Consider the following 25,303-nt stretch of genomic DNA (forward strand, 5'->3'; position numbering starts at 1 on the left):
GGGGCGATGACGAGCGACCCCGCCTCCGCCCGACCGGACCCCACCGCGGAGGTCGTGGACCTCTGCCGCGACCTGCTGCGCATCGACACCACCAACACCGGCGACAACGACACCAGCGTGGGCGAACGCCGCGCGGCCGAGTACGTGGCGGAGAAGCTCGCCGAGGTCGGCGTCGAGTCGGTGCTGCACGAGTCCGCGCCCGGGCGGGCGAACGTGGTGGCCCGCATCCCCGGCGCCGACCCGAGCCGGGAGGCCCTGCTGGTGCACGGCCACCTCGACGTGGTGCCCGCCGACGCCGACGAGTGGTCGGTGCACCCGTTCTCCGGCGAGCAGCGCGACGGCTACCTGTGGGGTCGCGGTGCCATCGACATGAAGGACTTCGACGCGATGGTGCTCGCCGTGGTACGGCACTGGCAGCGCACCGGCGTCCGGCCCCCACGGGACATCGTGTTGGCGTACACCGCCGACGAGGAGGCGGGCAGCGACCACGGCGCGCGCTTCCTGGTCGAGAACCACCGCGACCTCTTCGACGGCTGCACCGAGGCGATCGGCGAGGTCGGCGGGTTCTCCTACTCGGTCAACGACAGCCAGCGCCTCTACCTCATCGAGACCGCCGAGAAGGGCATCGACTGGCTGCGGCTGCACGCCAAGGGGCGCCCCGGGCACGGGTCGATGGTGCACGACGACAACGCGGTCACCGCCCTCGCCGAGGCCGTGGCGCGCATCGGCCGGCACCGCTTCCCGGTGGTGGTCACCGACACCGTACGGGCGTTCCTGACCGAGGTCTCCGACCTGCTCGGCATCGAGCTGGACCCGGACGACCCGGAGACCGCCATCGCCAAGCTCGGCCCGATCGCCAACATCATCGGGGCGACCATCCGCAACACGGCCAACCCGACCCGCCTCGCCGCCGGCTACAAGGACAACGTCATCCCGGGCCGCGCCACCGCCACCATCGACTGCCGCAGCCTCCCCGGCCAGTCCGAGCTGCTGGAGCAGCAGCTGCGCGAGCTGGTCGGTCCGGACATCGCCATCGAGTACGTCCAGCGGCAGCCCGCGCTGGAGACCACCTTCGACGGCGACCTCGTCGCGGCCATGTCGGCGGCGCTGCGCGCCGAGGACCCGGGCGCCCGGCCGGTGCCCTACATGCTCTCCGGCGGCACCGACGCGAAGGCGTTCTCGACGCTCGGCATCCGCTGCTTCGGCTTCGCGCCGCTGCGGCTGCCCGCCGACCTGAACTTCTCCGCGTTGTTCCATGGCATCGACGAGCGCGTTCCGGTCGACGGACTACAGTTCGGCGTGCGGGTTCTCGACCGGTTCCTCCGCACCTGCTAGCAGTGTCCGCGTTACCTCCCCATCGTGAAGGGACTGCCCCACATGACCGACCAGCACGGTGAGCTGGACGCCGCACTCGAGCGGGTGATCGAAGCGGCCCGCCACCACCTGGCCGCCGTACGCGCCGCGCAGGGCCGCGTCGACGACGACGATGTCTGGCAGGCGTACGTGGCGTTGAACAACGCCTCCTTCGCCTACGACGAGCAGCTCCTCGACGCCTTCGGTGAGGTCACGCCGTGGGACGTCGACTCGATCGACCCGGACGAGGCCGACGAGCGCTTCGGCGCGGAGAGTGTCGAGGCCAGCGACCCGCACCCGCGCGTGATCTCGGTGCGCCAGCGCCGCGACTACCGGGTGCCGAGCATCTCCGCGCTGCTGCGGGCGGCCGAGGCGGCCCGCCGCGAGGGGACCCCGGAGGACGACGAGCCGGCCCCGGTGGAGGGCGTCGGCGAGGCGGTGCTGGAGCTGCTGCAGAGCGGCGACGGTTCGCTCGGCGCGCTGGACGTCCCGGAGCTGGAACCGCTCGACGGGGTGGTGATGGTCAGCGAGGTGGGCACCCCGGTCGACCTGGAGTCCTTCGACGACGACGACGCGGTCGGCCCGTTCCAGCCGGCCGGTGACGACCGGCTCGTCGGCCGGCTCGACGAGCACCCGTTCCTGGAGCTCGACGACGACCACGACCACGACCACGCCGGGCACCAGCACTAGTTCGCCCCCGGGCCGCACGACGCCCGGGGCCCGACCGAGCGCGGTTCGGGCCCCGGGCGTTTCGTCGCGGTGTCCCGGCGGGGTGCCGGTCAGTACGACAGGCCCGGCTGCGGCTGGTTGACCCGACGACGGCGCAGCATGACCTGCCGCGTGCCGTCGCGGAACAGCCGTACCCGGGCCAACTCCCATCCGGAGAACTCCGCCTGGATCGCCAACTGCGCCGCGGCGGTCAACCGGTCGACGTTCGGCGGCAGCCGCAGCGGCGCGTACTCGTAGTCCATGACGTCCATGCTGCCCAGCCCGGCGGTCGTCCGCCACCCCCTGGCGGGTGACCAACGCCGCTGCCGCGCGTGGTTCGTGCCGCCCTGACCGACCTCGCGGCCGGAACCTGCTCCGGTCACCCGTCGCGTTCGGGGTAGCCGACCGGCACCGACGAGACGTCCTCCAGCGCGGTGGTGATCTCCTCGGGCAGCGTGATCCGTTCCACCTGCAACGCGCCGAGCAGTTGGCCGACGGTCCGGGCGCCCAGGATCGGGGCGGTCACCCCGGGCCGGTCCCGGATCCAGGCCAGCGCTACCTCCAGCGGCGACACGCCCAGGCCGCCGGCCGCGGTCGCCACCGCCTCGACGATGCTGGAGCAGCGCGGCTCCAGGTAGGTGGAGACGAACCGCTCGAAGTGCGGGGAGGCGGCCCGGGAGTCCGCCGGCCGCCCGTGCCGGTACTTGCCGGTGAGCACCCCCCGACCCAGCGGCGACCAGGGCAGCACGCCGAGGCCCAGCGCGTCGGCGGCCGGCAGCACCTCGCGCTCCACGCCCCGCTCCAGCAGCGAGTACTCCACCTGGGCGGCGACCACCGGCGCCCGGCCCGGCCAGGCGGTCTGCCAGGCGGCGGCCCGCGCGGTCTGCCAGCCGGAGAAGTTCGACACCCCCACGTAGCGGACCTTCCCGCTGGCCACCGCGTGGTCCAGCGCCGCGAGGGTCTCCTCCAGGGGGGTGTCCGGGTCGTACCCGTGCACCTGGAACAGGTCGACGTGGTCGGTGCCGAGCCGCCGCAGCGACGCCTCCAGGGTGCGCAGCAGGTGACCCCGCGAGCCGTCGCGCCGCCGGGCGCTGCCCGGACGCAGGCCCGCCTTCGTGGCGATCAGCAGCTCGTCACGCGGGACGAGCGTGCCCAGCAGCGACCCGATCACCGACTCGGCGTCGCCGTCGCCGTACACGTCGGCGGTGTCGATCAGGTTGCCGCCGGCGTCCAGGAAACTCTTCAGCTGGGCGGCCGCATCGTCGGCGTCGGTGTCCCGGCCCCAGGTCATGGTGCCGAGCGCGAGCCGCGAAACCGCCAGCCCGCTTCGGCCGAGCGGTCGCTGTTGCATGGGTGAACCTTATTTCGAACCCGCCGCCACGGATATCCTCGCTCCCGTCATCTCTGCCGGTTCTGCCGGTTCCGCCGCCGCGAGACACCGCGACGGAGGGGGGATCATTGGCGGTGAGCCGGTGATCGGGTCCGTTTTCGGCATTGCGTAACCTGGTGCGACCTGTGCCACGGATGGGGGAGGACCAGTGCGACTCGGGCTCAGCCTCGGATACCAGACAGCGTGGAGTACGCCCGCCGACCACCTGGCGCTGGCCCAGGAGGCGGACCGCCTCGGCTACTCGGTGGTGTGGGCGGCGGAGGCGTACGGCTCCGACTCGCCCAGCATGCTCGCCTGGATGGCCGGTCAGACGCAACGGATCGACGTGGGCGCGGCGGTGATGCAGATCCCCGCCCGTACGCCGGCGGCCACCGCGATGACGGCCGCCACCATCGACGCCCTCTCCGGCGGCCGGTTCCGGCTCGGCCTCGGCGTCTCCGGCCCGCAGGTCTCCGAGGGCTGGCACGGTGTGCGGTTCGCCAAGCCGCTCGGCCGCACCCGCGAGTTCGTCGACATCGTCAAGCTGGCCATCGCCCGCAAGGAGGTGGCGTACGACGGTGAGCACTACACGCTGCCGTTGCCCGACGGCCCCGGCAAGGCGCTGCGGCTGAGCTTCCACCCGCCCCGCGAGCACATCCCGATTTACCTGGCCGCCGTCGGCCCGAAGAACCTGGAGCTGGCCGGCGAGATCGCCGACGGCTGGCTCGCGGTGTTCTACGCCCCGGAGTTCGCCGACGAGCACCTCGCCGCCGTCTCCGCCGGTCGGGCCAAGGCCGGCAAGGAACTGGCCGGCTTCGACGTGGTGCCGTCCGTGCCGGTCGTCATCGGCGACGACGTCGCCTCCTGCGCCGAGCTGGTCCGCTGGTACGCCGCGCTCTACGTCGGCGGGATGGGCAGCCGGCAGCAGAACTTCTACAACCAGCTCGCCACCCGGATGGGCTACGGCGACGCCGCCCGCGAGGTTCAGGACCTCTACCTGGCCAAGCGCCAGCGCGACGCCGCGGCCGCCGTACCGATGGAGTTCATCGACCGTACGTCGCTGCTCGGCCCGAAGGAGCGCATCGCGGAGCGAATGCGCGAGTACGCCGCCTCCGGCGTCACCACCCTGTCGGTGAGCCTGTTCGTGGCCGACCGGGACAGCGGCGTGCAGACCCTGCGGACCGTCGCCGAGGCTCTCGAACTCTCGGGAGTCGGCGAGTGACCTGGGTTGAGGCCATCGTCCTGGGCATCGTCCAGGGGCTGACCGAGTTCCTGCCGGTCAGCTCGTCGGGGCATCTACGGATCACCTCGGCGATCTTCTTCGACCGCGACGCGGGCGCGTCGTTCACCGCGGTCACCCAGCTCGGCACCGAGGCGGCCGTGCTGATCTACTTCGCGAAGGACATCTGGCGGATCACCCGTACCTGGCTGGTCGGGCTCAAGGACAAGTCCGTGCGCTCCAGCCTCGACTACCGGATGGGCTGGTACGTGATCGTCGGCTCGATCCCCATCGGGCTGTTCGGGTTCCTCTTCAAGGACCAGATCAAGACGGCCGGGCGCAACCTGTGGGTGGTGTCCACCACGCTGATCGTGTTCGCGTTTGTGCTGGCCTTCGCCGAGTACTGGGGTCGGCAGACCCGCACGCTGGAGAACTTCCGGATAAAGGACGGCATCGTGATGGGCTTCGCCCAGGCGATGGCGTTGGTCCCCGGCGTGTCCCGCTCCGGGGGGACGCTCACCGCCGGCCTGCTGCTCAACCTCACCCGGGAGGCGGCGGCGCGGTACTCGTTCCTGCTGGCCATCCCGGCGGTGGTGATGTCGGGCGTGTTCAGCCTCGGGGACGTCTTCGAACCGTCCGCACCGGGCACGTCCGCGCCCTCGGTCGCCCAGATGATCGTGGCCACGGCCATCGCGTTCGGCATCGGGTACGCGGCCATCGCCTGGCTGCTGCGCTACGTCGCGCACCACACCCTGTACGTCTTCGTGCTGTACCGGGTCGCGCTGGGCACCCTGGTCCTGGCCCTGCTGCTGACCGGCACGATCAGCGCCACCTGATCCGGAGATACGCCGATGGCCGGCACCCGTGGTGGGGTGCCGGCCATCGGTGTTGGTGTCAGCTGTTCCAGTGCTGGCCGACCAGGTCGGTGGCCTGCTGTTCCCACTGGGCGTACGCGTCGGGGTAGGCGGAGACCTGGACGGTCTGGGCGGCGTCGGTCAGGGGCATGTCCTGCCAGCCGTCGACCTGCTTGAGGCCCTTGAGGAATGCGGTGGTGGAGTATTCGGGGTTGGTGATCTGCTCCGGCGTGCCCCAACCGCTGGACGGGCGCTGCTGGAACAGGCCCAGCGAGTCGTGGTCGTTCATATCGCCGAGGTGGCCCAGGTTCTCCAGCTTCGACTCCTGCAGGCTCGTCGCGATCGAGATGACCGCCGCCCGCTCGGGCAGACCCGCCTTCTTCGTGGCCGCGATGATGGCCTTGACGTTGGCGGTCTGCTCGTCGTTGAGGGTGATGTGCGACTGGTCGCCCTGCGGCTTCGCAGCGGTGCTCTGCACGGCAACAGCGGTGGGCTTGGCGTCGACGGCCGGGGTGGCGTGGGCGGCGATGGGGCCGGCGAAGACGCCACCGGCGAACGCGAGACCAGCAACAGACAGCATGCTCTTACGGAAGATCGTGTTCATGAGGGGGTTGCTCCTTCGGGGGTAGGAAACACCCACGTCACCCGTTCGGGGGGATCGGTGACTTGGGTGTCAGCACCTCGTCCGGGCGCTTGCACAAAGTCTTTGAGGGGGGCGGCGGCCGGCGAGCCGGAGGGCTCGGGCGCCGCGGACCGGGTTCAACGACCCGACGGCCGGGGTCATTCCCGGGGGGCCGGGCGGCCTGCGGCCGGGGTTGCTCGCGGCGGCCGGTCCCTGTGTAACGACCCGACGGCCGGGACCATTCCCGCAGGCAGGCGGCCCGCTGGGGCTCGTCGCGCCGGGACCGGGTGCAACGACCGGCGGCCCGGGGTCATTCCCCGGGGTCCTTTGCTCTGCTTCAACCCGCGCAACACCCAGTGTCCGGATATCGGACGCTAGCTGGTGCGTCCGTTGAAGCAGAGCAAAGGGACACGACGCCAACAGCCACGCCCCCGCGGGTGGGCATCGACCCCCGACCCGCGATGATCACGCGCCCACCCGCTCACCCCACACGGCCCATCACCGGACACAGCGCCCAACCGGCACCGTCGGCGGCGGTCTGCGGCGTGCGTCCGGACGGTGATCCACACGACTTCGCCGAAGTCGGGGCATCCAGGACCGGTCAATGCCCCCAGATCGGCGAACTCGTGTCGATCATGCCCATTCCCGGCCGAGTGGCGTGGCCTCCGAGCCCGTGGCGATCGTGAGCGCGGGGGAAGCCCTAGGGTGATCGTGTGGCGACCCTCCTGCTTCTGCGACACGGCCGTACCACCGCGAACGCCGACGGCGGTCTGGCCGGTCGGCAGCCGGTCGAGTTGGACGACACCGGGCGCGCCCAGGCCATCGCGGTCGGCGAACGATTGCGCGCGGTGCCGCTCGCGACGGTCGTCACCAGTCCGCTGATCCGCTGCCGGCAGACCCTGGAACTGGCGTTGCCGCAGGCCACGCCGGTGGTCGAGGAAGGGCTGATCGAGTGCGACTACGGCAGCTGGGAGGGTCAGCCGCTGAAGAAGCTCGCCAAGGAGCCGCTCTGGCCGGTGGTTCAGCAGCACCCCAGCGCGGCGGTCTTTCCGCAGGGCGAGGCGATGGCGGCGATGGCGGCCCGCGCGGTGGCCGCCGTACGCGACTGGGATGCCCGGGTGAACGCCGACCACGGGCCCGAGGCGGTCTGGCTGGCGTGCAGCCACGGCGATGTGATCAAGGCCATCGTGGCGGACGCTCTCGGCGTACACCTGGATGCCTTTCAGCGGATCGTCGCCGACCCGGCGTCGGTGACCGCGATCCGCTTCACGCCGCTGCGACCCTTCCTGGTGCGGCTCAACGACACCGGCGGTGACCTCGCCGCGCTGGTCCCGCCGCCGCGCAAGCGGCGTCGGCGGACCGCGCGGGCGGCCGACTCGGACGCCGCCGTGGGCGGCGGGGCGGGCGCGGCCGGGTGAGGCGCGCCGTGAGTGCCGCCCGGCCCACCGCCGCCACGCCCGGGTGTGGCCGCCGTTACCCCGGGCGCGTTGCCCCTGCGGCGATTCGGGTCGGTGGGGTGCGCGATGCCATGGTGGGCCGGATAGGGTCGTGGGTATGACCCACCAGGTGCACGCCTTCGAACCGCCGGAGCGGTTCGTCGCCGGGACCGTCGGGCCGCCGGGGGAGCGCACGTTCTTCCTGCAGGCCCGCGGCGGCGGCAGGCTGGTCAGCGTCGCGCTGGAGAAGGTCCAGGTGTCCCTGCTCGCCGAGAAGCTGGAGGAGCTGCTCACCGAGGCGCAGCGCCGCTTCGGGGTGGAGCTGCCCGAGCTGGCGCCGGTGATCGGCGACAACGAGCCGCTGGACACTCCGGTCGATGAGGAGTTCCGGGTCGGGACGCTGGGGCTGGCCTTCGACGTCGACACCGCGACCGTGGTGATCGAGGCGATCGCCGCCGGCGAGGCGGAGCCCGAGGTCGAGCTGGGCGACGAGGACGACGAGGACGACGACGAGGACGAGGAGCCCGACGAGGATCTGGACCGGCTGCGCGTCCGGCTCACCCCGCAGGCCACCCGCCAGTTCATCGAGCGCGCCCGGCGCGTGGTCAACGCGGGCCGGCCGCCGTGCCCGCTGTGCGGCCAGCCGTTGGACCCCGCCGGGCACCTGTGCCCGCGGCACAACGGTTACCACCGGTGACCTTGTCCGGCCTCCAGCCCCTGCGTGACGGCGACGCCGCGCTGCGGCTGCTGCGCGACGGCACGCTCGACCTGGAGGGTCGGCTGGTCGACGCCTCGAACACCACGTTGCGGGGCATCCTGACCCTCGACGGCGTCACCGCCCGCTGTGTCTACAAGCCGGTGCGCGGCGAGCGTCCGCTGTGGGACTTCCCGGACGGCACCCTCGCCGGCCGGGAGGTGTCGGCGTACCTGGTGTCCGCTGCCACCGGATGGGACCTGGTGCCGCCCACCGTGCTGCGCGACGGCCCGTTCGGCCCCGGTTCCTGCCAACTCTGGATCGACGAGCCGGAGGACGCGGAGCCGCTGGTCGGGTTCGTGCCGGCCGAGGAGGTGCCGCCGCGCTGGTTCCCGATCGCGGCGGCCCGGGACGACGACGGCGCCGCGTACGCCCTCGCGCACGCCGACGATCCCCGCCTGGCCCGCCTCGCCGTCCTCGACGCGGTGATCAACAATGCGGACCGCAAGGGCGGGCACGTGCTCGTCGGCGCGGACGACCGGATCTACGGCGTGGACCACGGGGTGAGTTTCCACGTCGAGGACAAGCTCCGTACGGTGCTCTGGGGTTGGGCCGGCAAGCAGGTGCCGCCGGACGCCATGGAGATGCTCACCGGTCTCGCCGGGCAGCTCGCCGGGGCGCTCGGCGAGGAGTTGGCCGACCACCTGACGATCCGTGAGATCGCCGAAGTGGCCGCCCGCGTCGAGAGGTTGCGCGAGACCGGCCGCTTCCCGCAGCCGCCGGAGGACTGGCCGGCGATTCCCTGGCCGCCCATCTGACCCCGCTGTCATCTTGATCACCCGTGGGGCGTCCCGGTGTCCCCTGAGGGCTGGTTAGGCTGAGGTCATGGAGTCTTGGGCGGGACACGAGGTGCCACGGCTGCCGGGTCGAGGCGAGCCGTTGGCGTTGTACGACTCGGCGCGGCAGGGTGTCCACCCGAGCGACCCGGCCGACGCGGCGAGCATGTACGTCTGCGGCATCACGCCCTACGACGCCACCCACCTCGGTCACGCCGCCACCATGATCACGTTCGACCTCGTGCAGCGGATGTGGCGCGACGCCGGCCGTCCGGTGCGCTACGTGCAGAACGTCACCGACATCGACGACCCCCTGCTGGAGCGGGCCGCCCGCGACGGTGAGGACTGGGTGGTCCTCGCGATGCGGGAGACGGCCCTGTTCCGCGAGGACATGGAGGCGCTGCGGATCATCCCGCCGGAGCGGTACGTGGGCGCGGTCGAGTCGATCCCGGACATCGCCGACAAGGTCGAGGTGCTGCTCAAGGACGGTGCCGCCTACCGGCTCGACGACGGCACCGGCGATGTCTACTTCGACATCTCCGCGACCGGTCGGTTCGGTTACGAGTCGAACCTGACCCGTGAGCAGATGCTGGAGATCTTTCCCGAGCGCGGCGGTGACCCCGACCGGGCCGGCAAGCGGGACCCCCTCGACCCGCTGCTGTGGCGCGGGGCGCGCGAGGGCGAGCCGTCCTGGCCGGGCGGGGAGCTGGGCACGGGTCGTCCCGGCTGGCACATCGAGTGCGCGGTCATCGCCCTGAACCTGCTCGGCGACCGTATCGACGTGCAGGGCGGTGGCAACGACCTGCTGTTCCCGCACCACGAGGCGTCCGCCGCGCACGCCGAGCGACTCACCGGGCAGGCGCCGTTCGCCGGGCACTACGTCCACGCCGGGATGATCGGCCTGGACGGCGAGAAGATGTCCAAGTCCCGCGGCAACCTGGTCTTCGTCTCCCGGCTGCGCGCCGACAAGGTCGACCCGATGGCGATCCGGCTCGCGTTGATCTCCGGCCACTACCGCAGCGACCGCACCTGGACCGACGACCTGCTCACCGCCGCGCAGGAGCGGCTGGACCGCTGGCGGCGGGCCGCCGCCGCGCCCGCCGGGCCGTCCGGGGCAGAGCTGCTGGCCGGAGTACGCGCCAGACTGGCCGACGACCTCGACACCCCGGGCGCCCTGGCGGTGGCCGACCGCTGGGCCGACTCGGCACTCTCCGGCACCACCGACGACCCCGAGGCCCCGCCCCTCTTCGCAAAAACCGTAGACGCCCTCCTAGGCATCCACCTCTAACACCCCTCCCTCGCCGGCCAGCCCTCTCGCGCCCGCCGTCCCGGCCCACCCCCACCCGCCCGCCCCGCACCCGCCCCGCCCCGCACCCGCCCCGCCCCGCCCGCCGATCTTGCACTTTGTGTTGCCCTTTTGCCCCGGTTGGCACCTTTCGCCACGACAGAAAGTGCAAGATCGACGCGCCCGGGGGGTCGACGCTCGCGTCGATCATGGAGTTGTGGTGCCTCGCAGAAGGGGCGTAACGGCTGAAATTGGCCACCACGGCTTCATGATCGACGTGAGCGGGGGCGCCGTGAGTGGGGGGGTTAGCCGAGGACTAGGCCGGGGTCCGGGTTGGGCTCTGGGGTGGGGCCGGGGATCTTGTACTCCTCGGTCAGAGTGGTCATCGGGCCGGGCCAGGTGGCCTGGGCGACCTCGATCGGCTTGCGGCTCGCGTCGTACGCGATGTGCAGCAGGTGCAGCACCGGTGTGTCGGGCCGGATCTGGAGGGTCTCGGCCTCCTCCCGGCTGGGCTGGCGGGCGCTGATCGTGTCGGTGGCCGACACGTACCGCCGGCCGGTGGCCTCCTCGGCCTCCTGGTAGAGCGGCCGGCCGAACGCCTCGGCGCGCTCCAGCGAGGTGCCGTCCGTGTCCCGGGGCAGGAACCAGGAGGCGCCCACCTCGACGGGGGAGTCGTCGGTACGGACGAGGTGGCGACGGCAGAGCAGGTTGGTGCCGTCGGAGACGCCGAACGCGTCGGCGACCTCGGCGGGCGCGGGGGAGAGGCCGACCGAGACGAGTTGTTGGCGGTACCGGGCGGCGAGGTCGGTGTGGTAGCCGCGGAAGCCGCCGTACCGGCCCCGGGAGAGGCGGTTGAGTCGACGCCGCGTGCCCCGGACGTACGTACCGGAGCCGGGTTTGGTGATCAGGACGCCCTCGACCCGTAGCTGGTCGACGGCGCGCTGCACGGTCTGCTTCGCGACGCCGAACATCTCGGCGATGGCCGGGATGGACGGCAGCCGTTCGCCGGGTCCCCAGTCGCCGCGGCGGACCTGGGCCTTGAGCTGCGCGGCGATCTGCCGGTGGGGGAACTCGGCGGCGCCGGGATTGATCTGCACACCCGCCTCCTTGATCACATCTAGGTTCCTAGGATGCCCTAGCGGGTGTGACGGCGCCACCCCGGACACGCGAAAGCGGGGCCTCGACCGCGAAGACGACCCTGAACGCGAAGACGGGCCCCCGAACCAGCGAAGGTTCGAGGGCCCGTGCGACAGCGCAGCTACCAGGAGCCGGCGGTGGGGCCGGCCGAACCGCCCCGCCGGCGCAGGTACTTCTCGAACTCCTGGGCGATCTCGTCACCGGTCAACGGGGTGATGCCCTCGTCGCCGACACGCTCCTCCAGCTCACGGACGTACTCGCCCAGCTCGGCGTCCTGCTCGGCGGCACTGCGGACCCGCTGCTCCCACTCGGCGGACTCCTCGGCCAGGTCGGCCATCGGAACCGGCAGGTCGACGACCTCCTCGACCCGGTGCAGCAGGGCGAGGGTGGCCTTGGGGCAGGGCGGGTTGTTGGCGTAGTGCGGTACGTGCACCCAGAACGAGACGGCGTCGACCTCGGCGCGGGCGCACGCGTCGTGCAGCACGCCGACGATGCCGGTCGGCCCGTCGTAACGGGTGGGGGTGAGCTGGTAGCGCTCCGCGGCCTGCGCGTCGGAGGCGCTGCCGCTGATCGGCAACGGCCGGGTGTACGGCACGTCGGCCAGCAACGCGCCGAGCAGCACGACCCGCTCCACCTCCAGGCTGTGGCAGATCTCCAGCACCTGCTCGCAGAACGTCCGCCAGCGCATGCTCGGCTCGATGCCCCGGATCAGCACGACGTCCCGGTCGGTGCCCTCGGGGCTGGCCACCATGAACCGGGTCGTCGGCCACTCCACCCGCCGGGTCTCCCCGTCGGCCATGGTGATGGTGGGCCGGCTGACCTGGAAGTCGTAGAAGTCCTCCGGGTCCAGCTCGGTGATCTGTCGGGCGTTCCAGACCTGTTCCAGGTGCTCGACGGCGGCGGTGGACGCGTCCGCGGCGTCGTTCCAGCCCTCGAACGCGGCGATGGCCACGGGGGACCGCAGGACCGGCAGTCCGTCGAACTCGGTCACGCCGTCACCTCACCCTGCTCGTCGCGGCCGAGTCCGGGACCGCGCCCGGTTGTCGGACCGTGGTGCACGATGGCGTCCCTGTTCTCCTTCACGTCCGTCAGCCTACGTGTCGGGCAGGGATGCGGCCCGTCGGCCGCGCCGGTCCGCCCGCTGTCCGACCGGGCATACGGCGGCGAACCGGACAGCGTGATCCGGCTGACACAATATGGGATCGGGCGCGGAGGGCGCTCGGGTTCGCCGAGGGTCGCACTAACCTGAACGGGTGCGGACTTCGTTGCTGGATGTGCTGGCCGACCGGATCCTCATCGCCGACGGGGCGATGGGCACCATGTTGCAGGCCGCCGACCTCACGCTCGACGACTTCGACGGTCTCGAAGGGTGCAACGAGATCCTCAACGTCACCCGCCCCGACGTGGTGCGCGGCGTGCACGACGCGTACCTGGCCGCCGGCGCGGACTGCGTGGAGACCAACACGTTCGGGGCCAACCTGGCGAACCTCGGCGAGTACGACATCCCGCACCGGATCCGCGAGTTGGCCGAGGCGGGCGCGCGGATCGCGCGGGAGGCCGCCGACGCGGCGAGCACCCCGCAGCGGCCCCGGTTCGTGCTCGGCTCGATGGGGCCGGGCACCAAGCTGCCCACCCTCGGGCACGCCGACTACGCGACCCTGCGCGACGCGTACCAGGAGAACGCCGCCGGCCTGATCGCCGGTGGCGCGGACGCGCTGATCATCGAGACCTGCCAGGACCTGTTGCAGGTCAAGGCGGCCGTCATCGGGTCGAAGCGGGCGATGGTCGAGCTGGGCCAGCAGGTGCCGATCATCTGCCAGGTGTCCGTCGAGACCACCGGCACGATGCTGGTGGGCAGCGAGATCGGCGCGGCCCTGGCGGCCATCGAGCCACTCGGGGTGGACCTGATCGGGCTGAACTGCTCGACGGGCCCGGCCGAGATGAGCGAGCACCTGCGCTACCTGTCGCAGCACTCCCGCATCCCGGTGTCGGTGATGCCGAACGCCGGCCTGCCGGTGCTGACCGCCGACGGGGCGTACTTCCCGCTGACTCCCGTGGAGCTGGCCGAGGCCCTGGAACGGTTCGTCACCGAGTACGGCGTGGGGCTCGTCGGCGGCTGCTGCGGCACCACCCCGGAGCACATCCGGGTGCTGTCCGAGCGGTTGCACGGGGTCACCGCGCCGGCCCGCGAGCCCCGGCACGAGGCGGGCGTGTCATCGGTCTACCACCCGGTGCCGTTCGCGCAGGACGCGTCGGTGCTGATGGTGGGGGAGCGGACCAACGCCAACGGCTCCAAGGCGTTCCGGGAGGCCATGCTCGCCGCCGACTGGCGGGCCTGCGTCGAGATCGCCCGCAGCCAGGCCCGCGACGGGTCGCACCTGCTCGACCTGTGCGTCGACTACGTCGGGCGGGACGGCACGCAGGACATGCGGGAGCTGGCCGGCCGGTTCGCCACCGCCTCGACACTGCCGATCATGCTGGACTCCACCGAGCCGGCGGTCGTCGAGGCCGGCCTGGAGATGCTCGGCGGCCGGTGCGTGGTCAACTCGGTCAACTTCGAGGACGGCGACGGCCCCGACTCCCGGTACGCGCGGGTGATGCCCGTCGTGCGTGAGCACGGCGCGGCGGTGGTGGCGCTGCTCATCGACGAGGAGGGGCAGGCCCGGACGAAGGAGTGGAAGGTCCGGGTCGCGGCCCGACTGATCGACGACCTGACCGGCCGATGGGGGATGGACCGGGCCGACATCCTGATCGACGCGCTGACCTTCCCGATCGCCACCGGGCAGGAGGAGACCCGCCGCGACGGCCTCGAGACGATCGAGGCGATCCGGGAGATCGCCGCACGCTACCCGGGGGTCAACTTCACCCTGGGCATCTCGAACATCTCCTTCGGCCTCAACCCGGCGGCCCGGCAGGTGCTCAACTCGGTGTTCCTGCACGAGTGCGTGCAGGCCGGTCTCACCTCGGCCATCGTGCACGCCAGCAAGATCCTGCCGATGTCGAAGATTCCCGAGGAGCAGCGCGAGGTCGCGCTCGACCTGGTCTACGACCGGCGGCGCGACGGGTACGACCCGGTGCAGCGGTTCCTGGAGCTGTTCGAGGGCGTCGACGTGACCAGCGCCCGGGCCACCCGCGCCCAGGAGTTGGCCGCGCTGCCGCTGGACGAGCGGCTCAAGCGGCGGATCATCGACGGCGAGCGCAACGGCCTGGAAGCCGACCTGGACGACGCGATGGCCGGCGGCCGGTCCCCGCTGTCGATCATCAACGACATCCTGCTGGACGGCATGAAGGTCGTCGGCGAACTGTTCGGCTCCGGGCAGATGCAACTGCCGTTCGTGCTCCAGTCCGCCGAGGTGATGAAGACCGCCGTGGCGTACCTCGAACCGCACATGGAGACCAGCGAGGACGGCGGCAAGGGCCGCATCGTCCTCGCGACCGTGCGCGGCGACGTGCACGACATCGGCAAGAACCTGGTCGACATCATCCTGTCCAACAACGGCTACGAGGTCGTCAACATCGGCATCAAGCAGCCGATCAGCGCCATCCTCGACGCCGCCGAGCAGCACCGCGCCGATGCCATCGGCATGTCCGGGCTGCTGGTCAAGAGCACCGTCATCATGAAGGAGAACCTGGCCGAGATGGCCACCCGCGGGGTCGCCGAGCGCTGGCCGGTCCTGCTCGGTGGGGCGGCGCTGACCCGCGCGTACGTCGAGGACGACCTGCGGTCGATGTTCCCGGGCCAGGTGCACTACGCGCGGGACGCGTTCGAGGGTCTGTCCCTGATGGACAGGGTGATGACCGCCAAGCGTGGCGGCGCGCCGGTGATCGATCCGGAGCGGGAAGCGGCACTCGCGGCCCGTCGGGCCCGCCGGGAGCGGCAGCGGACGATGGTCACCGAGTCGCTGCCGGAGCTGTACGACTCCTCGACCCGCTCCGACGTGGCCGTCGACGTGGAGGTGCCCACCCCGCCGTTCTTCGGCACCCGGGTGGTCAAGGGCGTGCCGATGGCCGACTACGCGGCGCTGCTCGACGAGCGGGCGACGTTCCGTGGACAGTGGGGCCTCAACGGTGCCCGCGGCGGCAACGGACCCTCCTACGACGAGCTGGTGGAGACCGAAGGTCGGCCGCGTCTGCGGTACTGGCTGGACCGGCTGACCGCCGACCAGGTCCTGGAGGCAGCCGTGGTGTACGGCTACTTCCCGGCGTACTCCGAAGGTAATGACCTGGTGGTGCTCGACGAGAACGGGCACGCGGAGCGCGCCCGGTTCTCCTTCCCCCGCCAGCGGCAGGAGCGACGGCTCTGCCTCGCGGACTTCTTCCGGCCCAAGGGCGACCAGCTCGATGTGGTCGCGCTGCAACTGGTCACCGTCGGGCAACCCGTCAGCGAGTACGCGGCGAAGCTGTTCGCCCGCAACGAGTACCGCGACTACCTGGAGGTGCACGGGCTGTCGGTGCAGCTCACCGAGGCCCTCGCCGAGTACTGGCACCGGCGCGTGCGCGCCGAGCTGACCCTGCCCGACGGGCGCCCGCTCGGCCACGACGACCCGAGCGACCTGGCCGGCATCCTGCGCAACGACTACCGGGGCTGCCGGTACGCGTTCGGCTACCCGGCCTGCCCCGACCTGGAGGACCGGGCGAAGATCGTGGACCTGCTGGGCGCGGACCGGATCGGCGTGGAGCTGTCGGAGGAGTTCCAGCTCATGCCGGAGCAGGCCACCGACGCCATCGTGGTCCACCACCCGGAAGCGAGCTACTTCAACGCCAAGTAGCGGGCGCGGCGTCGGCGGCATCGACGGTCGTATCCGCCCGACGGTCGTAGGAGGATGGGGGCATGCCTGAAGCCTTCGTCGCCGAGCCGCCGTGCGCAGTGTGTGGGCGACCGGCGACCCACCTGGAACTCGTCGCGCCGGATGGCCGGCCGATCGAATGGCAGCGCTGGTCGCCGGCGCAGCGCGACGCCTACACCGCCGCGCGAGAGCGCCACACCGGCCAGGGGTGGTGGCTGCTGTATTCCGGGGTCGCGGCGGGTAACGGGCTCGGACGACCGGCGGACCCGGCAGAGGCGCAGCGCATCGTCGACGCCTTCACCCCGCCGTACCGGTACGCCGCCGTCACGACGGCCGGCTTCTACGACGACGCCGGATTCTGTGCGCGGTGCGACTCCCCGTACTGCTCCCACCACTGGAACGTGTCGGGCGCCGGCTACGGCCGCTGTCCCCGCGGGCACGGCAAGAGCCTCGACCCGCACTGGTCGCCCTAGTAAGCCCTGAGGCTGCGCCCTGACGGTGTGTGCATGGGTGTGGTACTGATCGAGGTCGCTGGTTGCTGGCTCGGAGGGTGAGGGCTATGGATCCGGATGTGACTTCGCTGGCTGGTGCGGTGGTGCCGTACGTGGCGGCGGCGGCCGGGGCGTACGGGGCGGGCGTCGTGGCGCGGGTGCAGGAGGTGGCCGCGGACGCGACGGTCGGCCTGGGCGGGCGGTTGTTGCGTCGGTTGCTCAGGCGGCCGGAGTCGGCGCCGTTGGTGGAGGCGGCGGTGCTCGACGTGGCCGAGGACCCGGATGACGAGGATCGGTTGGCGGCGTTGCGGTGGCAGATCCGCAAGGCGGTCGCCGCCGACGCGCGGCTGGCTACCGAGTTGTCGCAGCTGTTGACGTCGGCGGGGGTGACGATCACCGCGTCGGGTGAGCGGTCCGTCGCCAGCCAGACGATCAGCGGGGTGGTGATCACCGGAGATGACGGCCAGGTGACCCGATGAGCGACCGGGATGCGGCCGGCCCCGACGACGTCAGCGCGGCGGGCGGCCGGTCGATCGCGGCGGATGAGATCAGCGGCTTCGCCATCACCGGCGACGGCGCGAAGGTCGATGCCCGGCGGATCGAACTGCATCGGGAGTCGACGCCCGCCGAGCCGGGGAAGCGGTTGCACAACCTGCCCAAACCGGCGACGCGGTTGTTCGTGGGCCGTGAGGAGGAGTTGGCCGCGCTGGAGGCGGTGATGTCCGTCGGCAGCGGTGTCATCTGCCAGGCCGTGCACGGCCTGGGTGGGGTGGGCAAGACCGAGTTGGCGTTGCAGTACGCCCACCAGCGGCGTGATCGGTATCCGGTGCGGTGGTGGGTGACCGCCGACAGCCCGGCGGCGATCGAGAACGGCTTGGCGGCGCTGACGGCTCGGATGAACCCGGAACTGGTGCTGACGGCGACCGCGGCGGAGGCCGCGAGTTGGGCGATCGGTTGGCTGCAGAACCAGTCGGGCTGGTTGCTCGTGCTGGACAACGTGGAGCAGCGCGCGCATGTCGAGCCCCTGTTGGCGCAGCTCGACACCGGGCACCTGTTGATCACGACGCGGCGTGACGTGAACTGGGAGACGCTCGTCGACGGGTGTCTACGTCTGGACATGTTGGATCGTGCGTCCGCGGTGCGGCTGTTGCTGGAGCGTGGTGAGCAGCAGGACCCCTTGGCGGCGGCGGTGTTGGCCGACGAGTTGGGGTATCTGCCGTTGGCGCTGCAGCAGGCCGCCGGCTATCTGCGGCAGACCCGCCTGCCGGTGTCGGTATACCTGGATCGGCTGCGGGCGCAGCCCGCCGAGGCGTTGAACACCATCGCGGAGGGCGATCAGGCCGAGCGGGCGGTGGCCCAGGTGTGGCTCCTCACCCTCGACCAGTTGCGCGGGGTCCGGCCGACGGCGATCGACCTGCTGCGGATCCTGTCCTGCTACGCGCCCGACGACGTTCCGCGGTCGATCTTGACCGGCTACACCGAACAGCCTGGTGCAGTCGACCAGGGGTTGGCGGCGTTGGCGTCGTACAACCTCGTCACGCTCACGCTGACCACCGTCAGCATGCACCGACTCCTGCAGACGGTGGTCCGCAGCCAGACACAGACACAGACTGACCCCCACGACGAGTCCACCGACCCTGGTGGGTCGTTGTGGCAGGAAGTCCTCGACCGCGCGTTGGCTCTGCTCGACCGAGCCCGCCCACCAGGTAACCCCGCGCAAGACGTCGACATCTGGCCCCAGTGGAGAGCATTCGTTCCACACGTCGAGGCGCTCGATCACCACATGCCCGAGGACAGCGTCAATCTGACCCTTGCGTACCTGTTGGGCCAGGTGGCGTTCTTCCACTACACGCAGGCGAGGTACGGCCAGGCTCTACAGGCTGAGGAGCGGGTGCTCGGGATCAGTGAGGCGGCGTTGCCGGCGGGACATCGGGACATCGCGCTGAGGCTGGACAACCTCGCGTCCACGTTGGTGGCTCTAGGACGGGCGGGCGAGGCACTGCCGTTGCGGCGGCGGGCGTTGGAGATCAGCGAGGCGGCGTTGCCGGCGGGGCATCCCATCATTGCTACCAGATTGGACAACCTGGCGTACACGTTGGGGGCTCTGGGGCGGGCGGGTGAGGCGTTGCCGTTGCAGCGGCGGGCGTTGGAGATCAGTGAGACGGCGTTGCCGGCAGGGCACCCGGACATCGCGCTCAGGTTGGACAACCTGGCGGGAACCTTGAGGGCGTTGGGGCAGGTGGAGAAGGCGCTGTCGCTGCGGCGGCGGGCGTTGGAGATCAGCGAGGCGGCGTTGCCGGCGGGGCATCCCATCATTGCTACCAGATTGGACAACCTGGCGTACACGTTGGGGGCTCTGGGGCGGGCGGGTGAGGCGTTGCCGTTGCAGCGGCGGGCGTTGGAGATCAGTGAAGCGGCGTTGCCGGCAGGGCACCCGGAGATCGCCCACCGACTGAACAACCTGGCGGGAACCTTGGCAGATCTGGGGCAGGCGGAGGAGGCGCTGCCGTTGCAGCGACGGGCGCTGGAGATCAGTGAAGCGGCATTGCCGGCCGAACACCCCGACATAGCGACCCGGTTGAACAACCTGGCGGGCACGTTGGTGGATCTGGGGCAGGCGGAGGAGGCGCTGCCGCTGCGGCGGCGGGCGTTGGAAATCAGTGAGGCGGCGTTGCCGGCCGGGCATCCCACGATCGCGGTCCGATTGGACACCCTGGCTTACACCTTGAGCGCTCTCGGGCGGGCGGAGGAGGCGCTACCGTTTCAGCGGCGGGCGGTGGAGATCAGTGAGGCGGCGTTGCCGGCGGGGCATCCCACGATAGCGCTCCGGTTGCACAACCTGGCGTACACGTTGAGCATTCTGGGGCTGGTGGAGGAGGCGCTGCCGTTGCAGCGGCGAGCCGCCGAGATCAACGCGGAGATTCAGCGTAGGAGATCCAGTGTGGACGACGTCGCTGGGTGACGATCACGTCGCACTCAGATCGAAAAATACTCATCGTGCTCGGTGCCGCTAGAGTTCGCGCCGTGAATCTCGTGATCGATGAGCGCAGTCGCCAGGTGCGCGAGTTCGTGTGCCAGTGCTGCGACACGCAGGCGGACCGGACGTGGGCCAACGTCTACGAGGGCGACACCGCTTTCGCTGTCTACTTCGCTAGCTGCTATCACCACAACGGGGTTCACGAGGCATGGATCGATGCCATCCTGGGGACGTGGGGCCAGGATCGCTTCGACGACCACGTCACGTTCGGCTGCCGGGTCGGTCCCGTGGTCGGCTCCCCGAACCCTGCTGCGACGCTCGTCAACGGTGGCGAGGTTGGCGGCGACAGTCCGATCTTCGGGCGCAAGCTCAGCCGGGAAGAAGGGCTGAATCACCCGAGGATCGCCGAGTTCTGGCAGGTCATCGACGTGATCCTGGAACGGGATGACCTCGTGCGCCACCACGTGTACGGCCCGGACGACTCCCGGCCCGGGCAGTAACCAGCATCGAGCGTCAGGGGTTCGCGCCGACCGCCGGGCCGAACGGTGCCGGTGGACGGCGGTCGGCGAGCGAGGCAACCATGGTGTCAGCGTCGTCGAACGACTCCACCGTGTGGAAGCCTTCGCTCGCGTACAGCTTTGCGGCGAAGTTGGCCCGCTCCACGCTCAACGACACCTTCGGTAGGCCGCGCTCGGCGGCGACGGACAGCACGGCGCGCAGGAGCGCCCGGCCCACCCCGCGATTGCGCCAGGAGTCCACCACGCCGACGGTCAGCTCGGGTACGTCGTCACCGACGTACCCGTAGCCCGGATCGGCGGCGGTCAGCTGTCGGCACCACGCCGCGCCGACCGGCCGATCAGCCGGGTCCACCGCGACGACCCCGAAGTCTGCCGGTCGCATCCAATCGGCGACGTAGTGGACCAGCTCGGGCTTCGTCAGGATCTCCTCGCGTGACCAGTTGCGCTCGGGCAGCCAGTTGACGGCCTGCACGAGCATGTCGACCAGGAAACCGTGGTCAGCCGAGGTGGCGGTACGGATGCGGAACGTCGTCACCGCCGCAGCTTTTCACAGGGGATCGGGCCAGCGCACCGTCGATGCCGAGGTCTACCGTTATCGGCATGATCGTGCGGACGCGCTGGACGATGCCCCACCCGCCCGAGGTGTTGTGGCCGGCGCTGTGCGACTCGCGCCTTGAGTTGCAGCCCCGGTGTCCGGTCTTCTATCTGGGTACGCCCCGGCCGACGACGTGCCGGCTGCCGGAGGGCCCGGGTGAGGTGGGCGCCGCCCGGCAGTGCGTGTCCGAACAGGGCGTGGTGCGCCAGCGGATCACGACGTGGGAACCGCCGACCCGCTTGGCGTTCCACATGGAGTCGACGGATCTCGGCTTCCACCGCTTCGTCGATCAGCTCGGCGACGTGTTCGAGTTGACTCCGACGGCGCGCGGCACCCAGGTGACCCGGACGACCACGGTGACGGTTCGCGGGTTCGGCCGGGCGGCTCTGTATCCGGCGCTGTGGGTCGGGTTGAAGTCGGTGCACCGCTTCGTGTTCCGCAACTGGCAGAAGATGGAGTTGTCGCCGACGGCGACGGTGTGAGGGGTCAGCCCGAGGCGCGGCGAACGGCTCGCCTCAGGCGCGGAACGCTCTGATCGCGAGCGCGGCGAACCGGCGGGACGCGGCGACCCGGGCGTCCGTGGAGGTGGCGTGCAGGCCGCCGTTGACCATCAGGACGAGGATGAGGTCGTCCAGGACGAAGTCGGACCGCAGATGGCCGGTGGTCCTGGCTCGGCGGGCCAGTTCGGCGAGTGCGGCCAGGGCCGCTTCGCGTTTCGCGGCGAGATCCACGGCATGCGGGAAGGCTGTGGTGAACGCCGTGGTGTAACCCCGATCGCGGGCGTGCAGCTCGCAGAGCTTCTCGATCACCAGACACAGGCCACGCCACGGGTCGGGGTCGGCAAGCCCTTCGTCGACGATGACCTGGCAGGCGTCCATCTGCTCGGCGAATGCCTCGGTGGCCAGCGCCTCCTTGGTGGGGAACCGTCGGTAGAGGGTGGCGGGGCCCACCCCGGCCCTGCGGGCGATTTCGCGCATCGGCACATCCATGCCGTCGGTGGCGAACATCGCCCGGGCGGCTTCGAGGATCCGCTGGCGGTTGTCCCGAGCGTCCGACCGCAGGTTTCGAGTCAACTGCTCGGTCACGCTCTCACTTTAGCTAAACGGACGCCCGCGTCCACTACCGTTCGCTGACCACAGGGCGGTCCGGCTCGAGGAGAGGCACACGTGAGAGCAGTCATGATCAGGGAGTTCGGTGATCCTCGGGGCTTGGCGGTGACCGACATCCCCGACCCGGTTCCGGCGCCGGGGCAGGTGATGATCACCGTCGAGGCGGTCGGTGTCGCGGGCGCCGATGTCATGATCCGAAGCGGCGCCCTCGCCGCGTACGGCTTCCTCGAGGGTCACATCCTCGGCGGCGAGGTGGCGGGGACGGTGGCCGCCGTCGGCGAGGGTGTCGACGCGGCGTGGCTCGGGCAGCGCGTGTGGGCGTTCACCGGCACCGGTGGTGGGTACGCCGAGCGTGCGGTCGCCCCGATCGCGGAGGTGCTGCCCGTCCCCGCCGGCCTGTCCCTCGTCGATGCCGTGACGCTCGGGAGCTCCGGGGTCGTGGCCCACTTCGGTCTCGCCCACGCGCACGTCGCCGAAGGGGAGACCGTCCTGGTGCGCGGTGCCGCCGGCAGTATCGGGATCATGACGGTGCAACTGGCGGCCCGCCAGGGCGCCGGCGCCGTGGCGGTCACCACCTCGTCGCCCGAGCGTGGTCGTCGGCTGCGCGACCTTGGCGCGACCCACGTGCTCGACCGCTGCGGAGCAGGAGGTTCCGGCGCTCCCCGAGGTTATGACGTGATCATCGACGTTGTGGCGGGCGACGGCATGCCCTCGTTCTTCGACAGGCTCAATCCCAACGGCCGCCTGGTGCTCGTCGGCGCGGTCGGGGGCCAGCCACCAGCGGACTTCGGGGCGGCGCTGATGACGGCCTTCCAGAAGTCGATGTCGTTCGCCACGTTCAGCGCCGCGACCGTGCCCGAACCCGCTCGCCGGGCCGTGCGGCGGGACCAGTTCGCCGCGGCGAGCCGTGGCGAACTGGTCCCCGTGGTGCACGAGGTGCTGCCCTTGGAACGGGCGGTGGCCGCCCACCAGAAGATGGACGCCGGTCAGGTCTTCGGGCGGATCGTCCTCACCCCGTAGCGGGGCCGGGCTGTGCAGGGCCGTGGCGCGCGGCTCTCACGCGAGCAGGGTGCCGCCGTCCACGGTGACCAGCGTGCCGGTGGCGTACGTCGACCGCAGGAGGTAGACGAACGCTTCGGCGACCTCCTCGGGCTCGCCCACCCGACCGAGCGGCAGTGACGCGCTGAGATGGGCGTACATCTGCTCTCGGGTGTCGTCGGGCAGTGCGTCCCACAGCGGTGAGCGGATGACGCCGGCGGAGACGGCGTTGACCCGGATCGGTGCCAGTTCGACGGCGAGCGAGCGGACCAGCGCGTCCATCGCTCCGGTGATGCCGGCGACCACCGACCAGCCCGCCTTCGGCCGGTGACCGGCGGTGCCGGTGGTCAGGGTGATCGACCCGCCGGGCCGCAGGTGCGGGAGCGCAGTGTGGACCGCCGCCAGCGAACCGAAGTAGCGCAGGTTGAAGGCGGTACGGGCGGCGGCGAGGTCCAGGGCGTCGACGGACATCAGCGCGAGCGGTTCGCCGGCGGTGTAGACGAGGTGGTCGAACGGGCCGAGCCCCTGGAACAGGCGCGTGACGTCGGCCGGGTCGGCGAGGTCGGCGACGTACCCCTGGGTGCCGGCCGGCAGGGCGGCGAGGGCGCGGTCCACGCTGTGCCGGTTGCGCGAGGCGACCACGACCTGGGCGCCCTCCTGGGCGGCCCGGGCGGCGGTCGCGAGCCCGATTCCCGAGGTGCCGCCGAGGACGACGACGCGCTGGTCGGTGAGGGTCATGATGGTCCTTCCGGATGTTCGGCTGACGTTCACCACCATGCGTCCGCACTGACGCTCACGTCCAAGACCTCTTTGAGCTGCTGTGATACCCGACGGGTATTTATAGACTGGTGGGACGCGAGCGAGTCGAGCGGGAGGGCCGGATGGACGTCGATCTGCGTAAACTCCGCTACTTCGTGGCCGTCGCCGAGGAGCTGCACTTCGGCCGGGCCGCCGCGCGGCTGCACATCGCCCAGCCGGTCCTGTCGCGGCAGATCCGGGCGTTCGAGCGGGAACTCCGCGCCGAGCTGTTCGTTCGGGATCGCCGCTCCACCGTGCTGACCGAGGCCGGTCGTCAACTGTTGGCCGACGCCGGTCCGCTGCTGGCCTCGGCCGAGGCCCTGGGTCGGCGGGTGCAGCGGGCGGCACACGGCCGGCCGACGTTCACCATCGCGTTCATGCCGGGCATCATCGTCACGGCCGAGGCCCGTGCCATCGCCCAGATGCACCCCGAATTGGCTGTCGGTGTCGTCCGCACCTCCCGGTACGACCAGGCCGAGGTGCTCCGCGAGGGGCGCGCCGACGTCGGCTACGTGCGGCTTCCGGTCGACCAGCGGGGCTTGCGCCTCCGCCCACTGTTCACCGAACCTCGCGTCGTGGTCCTGCCCGGCAACCATCGTCTGGCGGGCAAGGAGTCGGTCGACCTCGCCGAACTGGCCGAGGAGCGCCTGCTTCAGGACCCGGACGTGGTGCCGGAATGGCGGGACCTGCCGAACCGTCCGGCGGACCGGGAGCCCCGCCCCCGGCCGGTGCTGACCTCCGTCGAGGAGAAGCTGGAGCACGTCGCCGCGGAGGCCGGGGTGGTGATCCTGCCGCTGTCGATCGCGAGGTTCTACACCAGGCCGGACGTCGTTCACGTGCCCGTCCGCGACCTCGCCGACAATCAGGTGTGCCTGGCCTGGGCCGAGAACAACCGGTCACCGCTGGTGCGGGAGTTCGTCGACATCGCCGCGCGGCAGGGCGGCGACGTCGGTCCCGGCGATCGCACCTAGAGCAGGGGGAACCAGCATGGCGATCCGACGGATGGACAACGTCCTCATCGTGGTCGAGGACCTCGACGCGGTCATCGCGTTCTTCGTCGAGCTCGGCATGGAGCTGGAGGGCAGGGGACCGGTCGAGGGGCGCTGGGTGGAGCGCGTCATCGGTGTCGACGACGTGCGGCAGGAGGTCGCCATGCTGCGCACCCCGGACGGTCACGGCAAGGTCGAGCTGGCGATGTTCCACCGGCCGACGGCGATCCGTCACGAGCCGCGGGACGCGCCGGCGAACACCCTCGGCATCCGCCGGATCATGTTCGCCGTGGACGACGTGGAGGACACGGTCGCCCGGCTGCGTCGTCACGGGGCGGAACTGGTCGGCGAGGTGCAGCGGTTCGAGGACATCTTCCTGCTCTGCTACGTCCGCGGTCCCGAGGGCATCGTCGTGGGGCTGGCCGAGGAGCTGAACTGAGCCCCACAACCGACCACGGGCGACGGCTCGTACCTCGACCCACCCAGGC

Annotated in this window: 25 protein-coding genes; 17 read left to right on the forward strand and 8 right to left on the reverse strand. The window is 71.2% G+C overall.

Annotated features, from left to right (window positions below; genetic code table 11):
- Window positions 1-6: 6 nt before the first annotated feature.
- Together ACN263_RS13015 and ACN263_RS13020 are read left to right on the forward strand one after the other, a co-directional pair.
- Complete coding sequence (locus tag ACN263_RS13015; protein WP_422740058.1) at window positions 7-1,335, forward strand: M20/M25/M40 family metallo-hydrolase; 1,329 nt, start codon at window positions 7-9, stop codon at window positions 1,333-1,335.
- A 42-nt stretch (window positions 1,336-1,377) separates the two neighbouring features.
- Window positions 1,378-2,043 (forward strand): hypothetical protein, encoded by a 666-nt coding sequence (locus ACN263_RS13020; protein ID WP_422740059.1) that lies wholly within the window; start codon window positions 1,378-1,380, stop codon window positions 2,041-2,043.
- Between the two features lie 89 nt (window positions 2,044-2,132).
- On the opposite strand, the gene ACN263_RS13025 is transcribed toward ACN263_RS13020, so the two are convergent.
- Both ACN263_RS13025 and ACN263_RS13030 read right to left on the reverse strand, forming a co-directional pair.
- The gene (locus ACN263_RS13025; RefSeq protein WP_039906151.1) at window positions 2,133-2,324 is read right to left on the reverse strand and encodes a DUF5703 family protein; all 192 of its coding nucleotides are present in this window, start codon (window positions 2,322-2,324) and stop codon (window positions 2,133-2,135) included.
- Between the two features lie 116 nt (window positions 2,325-2,440).
- Window positions 2,441-3,412: an aldo/keto reductase gene (locus tag ACN263_RS13030; protein ID WP_422740060.1), complete on the reverse strand. Its 972-nt coding sequence runs from the start codon at window positions 3,410-3,412 to the stop codon at window positions 2,441-2,443.
- A gap of 187 nt (window positions 3,413-3,599) precedes the next feature.
- On the opposite strand from ACN263_RS13030, the gene ACN263_RS13035 reads away from it, so the two are divergent.
- Both ACN263_RS13035 and ACN263_RS13040 read left to right on the forward strand, forming a co-directional pair.
- Window positions 3,600-4,652, forward strand: coding sequence for an LLM class F420-dependent oxidoreductase (locus ACN263_RS13035; RefSeq protein WP_422740061.1), 1,053 nt, complete (start codon window positions 3,600-3,602; stop codon window positions 4,650-4,652).
- Window positions 4,649-5,485 (forward strand): undecaprenyl-diphosphate phosphatase, encoded by an 837-nt coding sequence (locus ACN263_RS13040; protein ID WP_422740062.1) that lies wholly within the window; start codon window positions 4,649-4,651, stop codon window positions 5,483-5,485. The genes ACN263_RS13035 and ACN263_RS13040 overlap by 4 nt, the downstream gene beginning before the upstream one ends.
- Window positions 5,486-5,543: 58 nt before the next feature.
- Here ACN263_RS13040 and ACN263_RS13045 read toward each other — a convergent pair whose 3' ends face one another.
- Window positions 5,544-6,107: a hypothetical protein gene (locus ACN263_RS13045; RefSeq protein WP_422740063.1), complete on the reverse strand. Its 564-nt coding sequence runs from the start codon at window positions 6,105-6,107 to the stop codon at window positions 5,544-5,546.
- Between the two features lie 731 nt (window positions 6,108-6,838).
- Between ACN263_RS13045 and ACN263_RS13050 the strand changes: the two genes are divergently transcribed.
- The 4 genes from ACN263_RS13050 (at window position 6,839) to mshC (ending at window position 10,379) form a co-directional block, all read left to right on the forward strand.
- Window positions 6,839-7,543 (forward strand): MSMEG_4193 family putative phosphomutase, encoded by a 705-nt coding sequence (locus ACN263_RS13050; RefSeq protein ID WP_422740064.1) that lies wholly within the window; start codon window positions 6,839-6,841, stop codon window positions 7,541-7,543.
- Between the two features lie 136 nt (window positions 7,544-7,679).
- Entirely contained in the window at window positions 7,680-8,258 is a 579-nt protein-coding gene (locus ACN263_RS13055) for a DUF3090 domain-containing protein (protein ID WP_422740065.1), read from the forward strand.
- A complete protein-coding gene (locus ACN263_RS13060; RefSeq protein ID WP_422740066.1) occupies window positions 8,255-9,073 on the forward strand; it encodes an SCO1664 family protein in 819 nt (272 codons plus the stop codon). The genes ACN263_RS13055 and ACN263_RS13060 overlap by 4 nt, the downstream gene beginning before the upstream one ends.
- Window positions 9,074-9,140: 67 nt before the next feature.
- Window positions 9,141-10,379, forward strand: a complete 1,239-nt coding sequence (gene mshC / locus ACN263_RS13065) for a cysteine--1-D-myo-inosityl 2-amino-2-deoxy-alpha-D-glucopyranoside ligase (protein ID WP_422740067.1) — start codon at window positions 9,141-9,143, stop codon at window positions 10,377-10,379.
- Window positions 10,380-10,681: 302 nt separating this feature from the next.
- Here mshC and ACN263_RS13070 read toward each other — a convergent pair whose 3' ends face one another.
- Together ACN263_RS13070 and ACN263_RS13075 are read right to left on the reverse strand one after the other, a co-directional pair.
- Window positions 10,682-11,473: a GntR family transcriptional regulator gene (locus ACN263_RS13070; RefSeq protein WP_422740068.1), complete on the reverse strand. Its 792-nt coding sequence runs from the start codon at window positions 11,471-11,473 to the stop codon at window positions 10,682-10,684.
- A gap of 161 nt (window positions 11,474-11,634) precedes the next feature.
- Window positions 11,635-12,504 carry a PAC2 family protein gene (locus ACN263_RS13075; RefSeq protein ID WP_269678735.1) on the reverse strand — a complete coding sequence of 290 codons (870 nt, stop codon included), beginning with the start codon at window positions 12,502-12,504 and terminating at the stop codon, window positions 11,635-11,637.
- 262 nt (window positions 12,505-12,766) lie between these two features.
- Between ACN263_RS13075 and metH the strand changes: the two genes are divergently transcribed.
- The 5 genes from metH (at window position 12,767) to ACN263_RS13100 (ending at window position 20,268) form a co-directional block, all read left to right on the forward strand.
- A complete protein-coding gene (gene metH / locus ACN263_RS13080; protein WP_422740069.1) occupies window positions 12,767-16,282 on the forward strand; it encodes a methionine synthase in 3,516 nt (1,171 codons plus the stop codon).
- Between the two features lie 62 nt (window positions 16,283-16,344).
- A complete protein-coding gene (locus ACN263_RS13085; protein ID WP_422740070.1) occupies window positions 16,345-16,773 on the forward strand; it encodes a hypothetical protein in 429 nt (142 codons plus the stop codon).
- An 86-nt stretch (window positions 16,774-16,859) separates the two neighbouring features.
- Window positions 16,860-17,270 (forward strand): hypothetical protein, encoded by a 411-nt coding sequence (locus tag ACN263_RS13090; protein ID WP_422740071.1) that lies wholly within the window; start codon window positions 16,860-16,862, stop codon window positions 17,268-17,270.
- A complete protein-coding gene (gene fxsT, locus ACN263_RS13095) occupies window positions 17,267-19,753 on the forward strand; it encodes an FxSxx-COOH system tetratricopeptide repeat protein (RefSeq protein WP_422740072.1) in 2,487 nt (828 codons plus the stop codon). Before ACN263_RS13090 ends, fxsT begins: the two co-directional genes overlap by 4 nt.
- 62 nt (window positions 19,754-19,815) lie before the next feature.
- Entirely contained in the window at window positions 19,816-20,268 is a 453-nt protein-coding gene (locus ACN263_RS13100; protein WP_422740073.1) for a hypothetical protein, read from the forward strand.
- Between the two features lie 13 nt (window positions 20,269-20,281).
- On the opposite strand, the gene ACN263_RS13105 is transcribed toward ACN263_RS13100, so the two are convergent.
- A complete protein-coding gene (locus ACN263_RS13105) occupies window positions 20,282-20,821 on the reverse strand; it encodes a GNAT family N-acetyltransferase (protein ID WP_422740074.1) in 540 nt (179 codons plus the stop codon).
- Between the two features lie 65 nt (window positions 20,822-20,886).
- Here ACN263_RS13105 and ACN263_RS13110 point away from each other — a divergent pair, with 65 nt between their 5' ends.
- Complete coding sequence (locus ACN263_RS13110; protein ID WP_422740075.1) at window positions 20,887-21,363, forward strand: SRPBCC family protein; 477 nt, start codon at window positions 20,887-20,889, stop codon at window positions 21,361-21,363.
- A gap of 33 nt (window positions 21,364-21,396) precedes the next feature.
- On the opposite strand, the gene ACN263_RS13115 is transcribed toward ACN263_RS13110, so the two are convergent.
- On the reverse strand, window positions 21,397-21,966 hold the full coding sequence (locus ACN263_RS13115; protein WP_422740076.1) for a TetR/AcrR family transcriptional regulator: 570 nt from the start codon (window positions 21,964-21,966) through the stop codon (window positions 21,397-21,399).
- An 81-nt stretch (window positions 21,967-22,047) separates the two neighbouring features.
- Between ACN263_RS13115 and ACN263_RS13120 the strand changes: the two genes are divergently transcribed.
- Window positions 22,048-23,010, forward strand: coding sequence for a zinc-dependent alcohol dehydrogenase family protein (locus ACN263_RS13120; protein ID WP_422740077.1), 963 nt, complete (start codon window positions 22,048-22,050; stop codon window positions 23,008-23,010).
- A 36-nt stretch (window positions 23,011-23,046) separates the two neighbouring features.
- Here the strand turns inward: ACN263_RS13120 and ACN263_RS13125 are convergent, their stop codons facing one another.
- Window positions 23,047-23,766 (reverse strand): SDR family oxidoreductase, encoded by a 720-nt coding sequence (locus ACN263_RS13125; RefSeq protein WP_422740078.1) that lies wholly within the window; start codon window positions 23,764-23,766, stop codon window positions 23,047-23,049.
- 143 nt (window positions 23,767-23,909) lie between these two features.
- Here ACN263_RS13125 and ACN263_RS13130 point away from each other — a divergent pair, with 143 nt between their 5' ends.
- Both ACN263_RS13130 and ACN263_RS13135 read left to right on the forward strand, forming a co-directional pair.
- The gene (locus ACN263_RS13130; RefSeq protein WP_422740079.1) at window positions 23,910-24,797 is read left to right on the forward strand and encodes a LysR family transcriptional regulator; all 888 of its coding nucleotides are present in this window, start codon (window positions 23,910-23,912) and stop codon (window positions 24,795-24,797) included.
- A gap of 16 nt (window positions 24,798-24,813) precedes the next feature.
- Window positions 24,814-25,254: a VOC family protein gene (locus tag ACN263_RS13135; RefSeq protein ID WP_422740080.1), complete on the forward strand. Its 441-nt coding sequence runs from the start codon at window positions 24,814-24,816 to the stop codon at window positions 25,252-25,254.
- Window positions 25,255-25,303: the final 49 nt, after the last annotated feature.

The sequence above is a fragment of the Micromonospora sp. WMMD729 genome, from assembly GCF_049315225.1.
In the GTDB taxonomy this organism is placed as follows: Bacteria; Actinomycetota; Actinomycetes; order Mycobacteriales; family Micromonosporaceae; genus Micromonospora.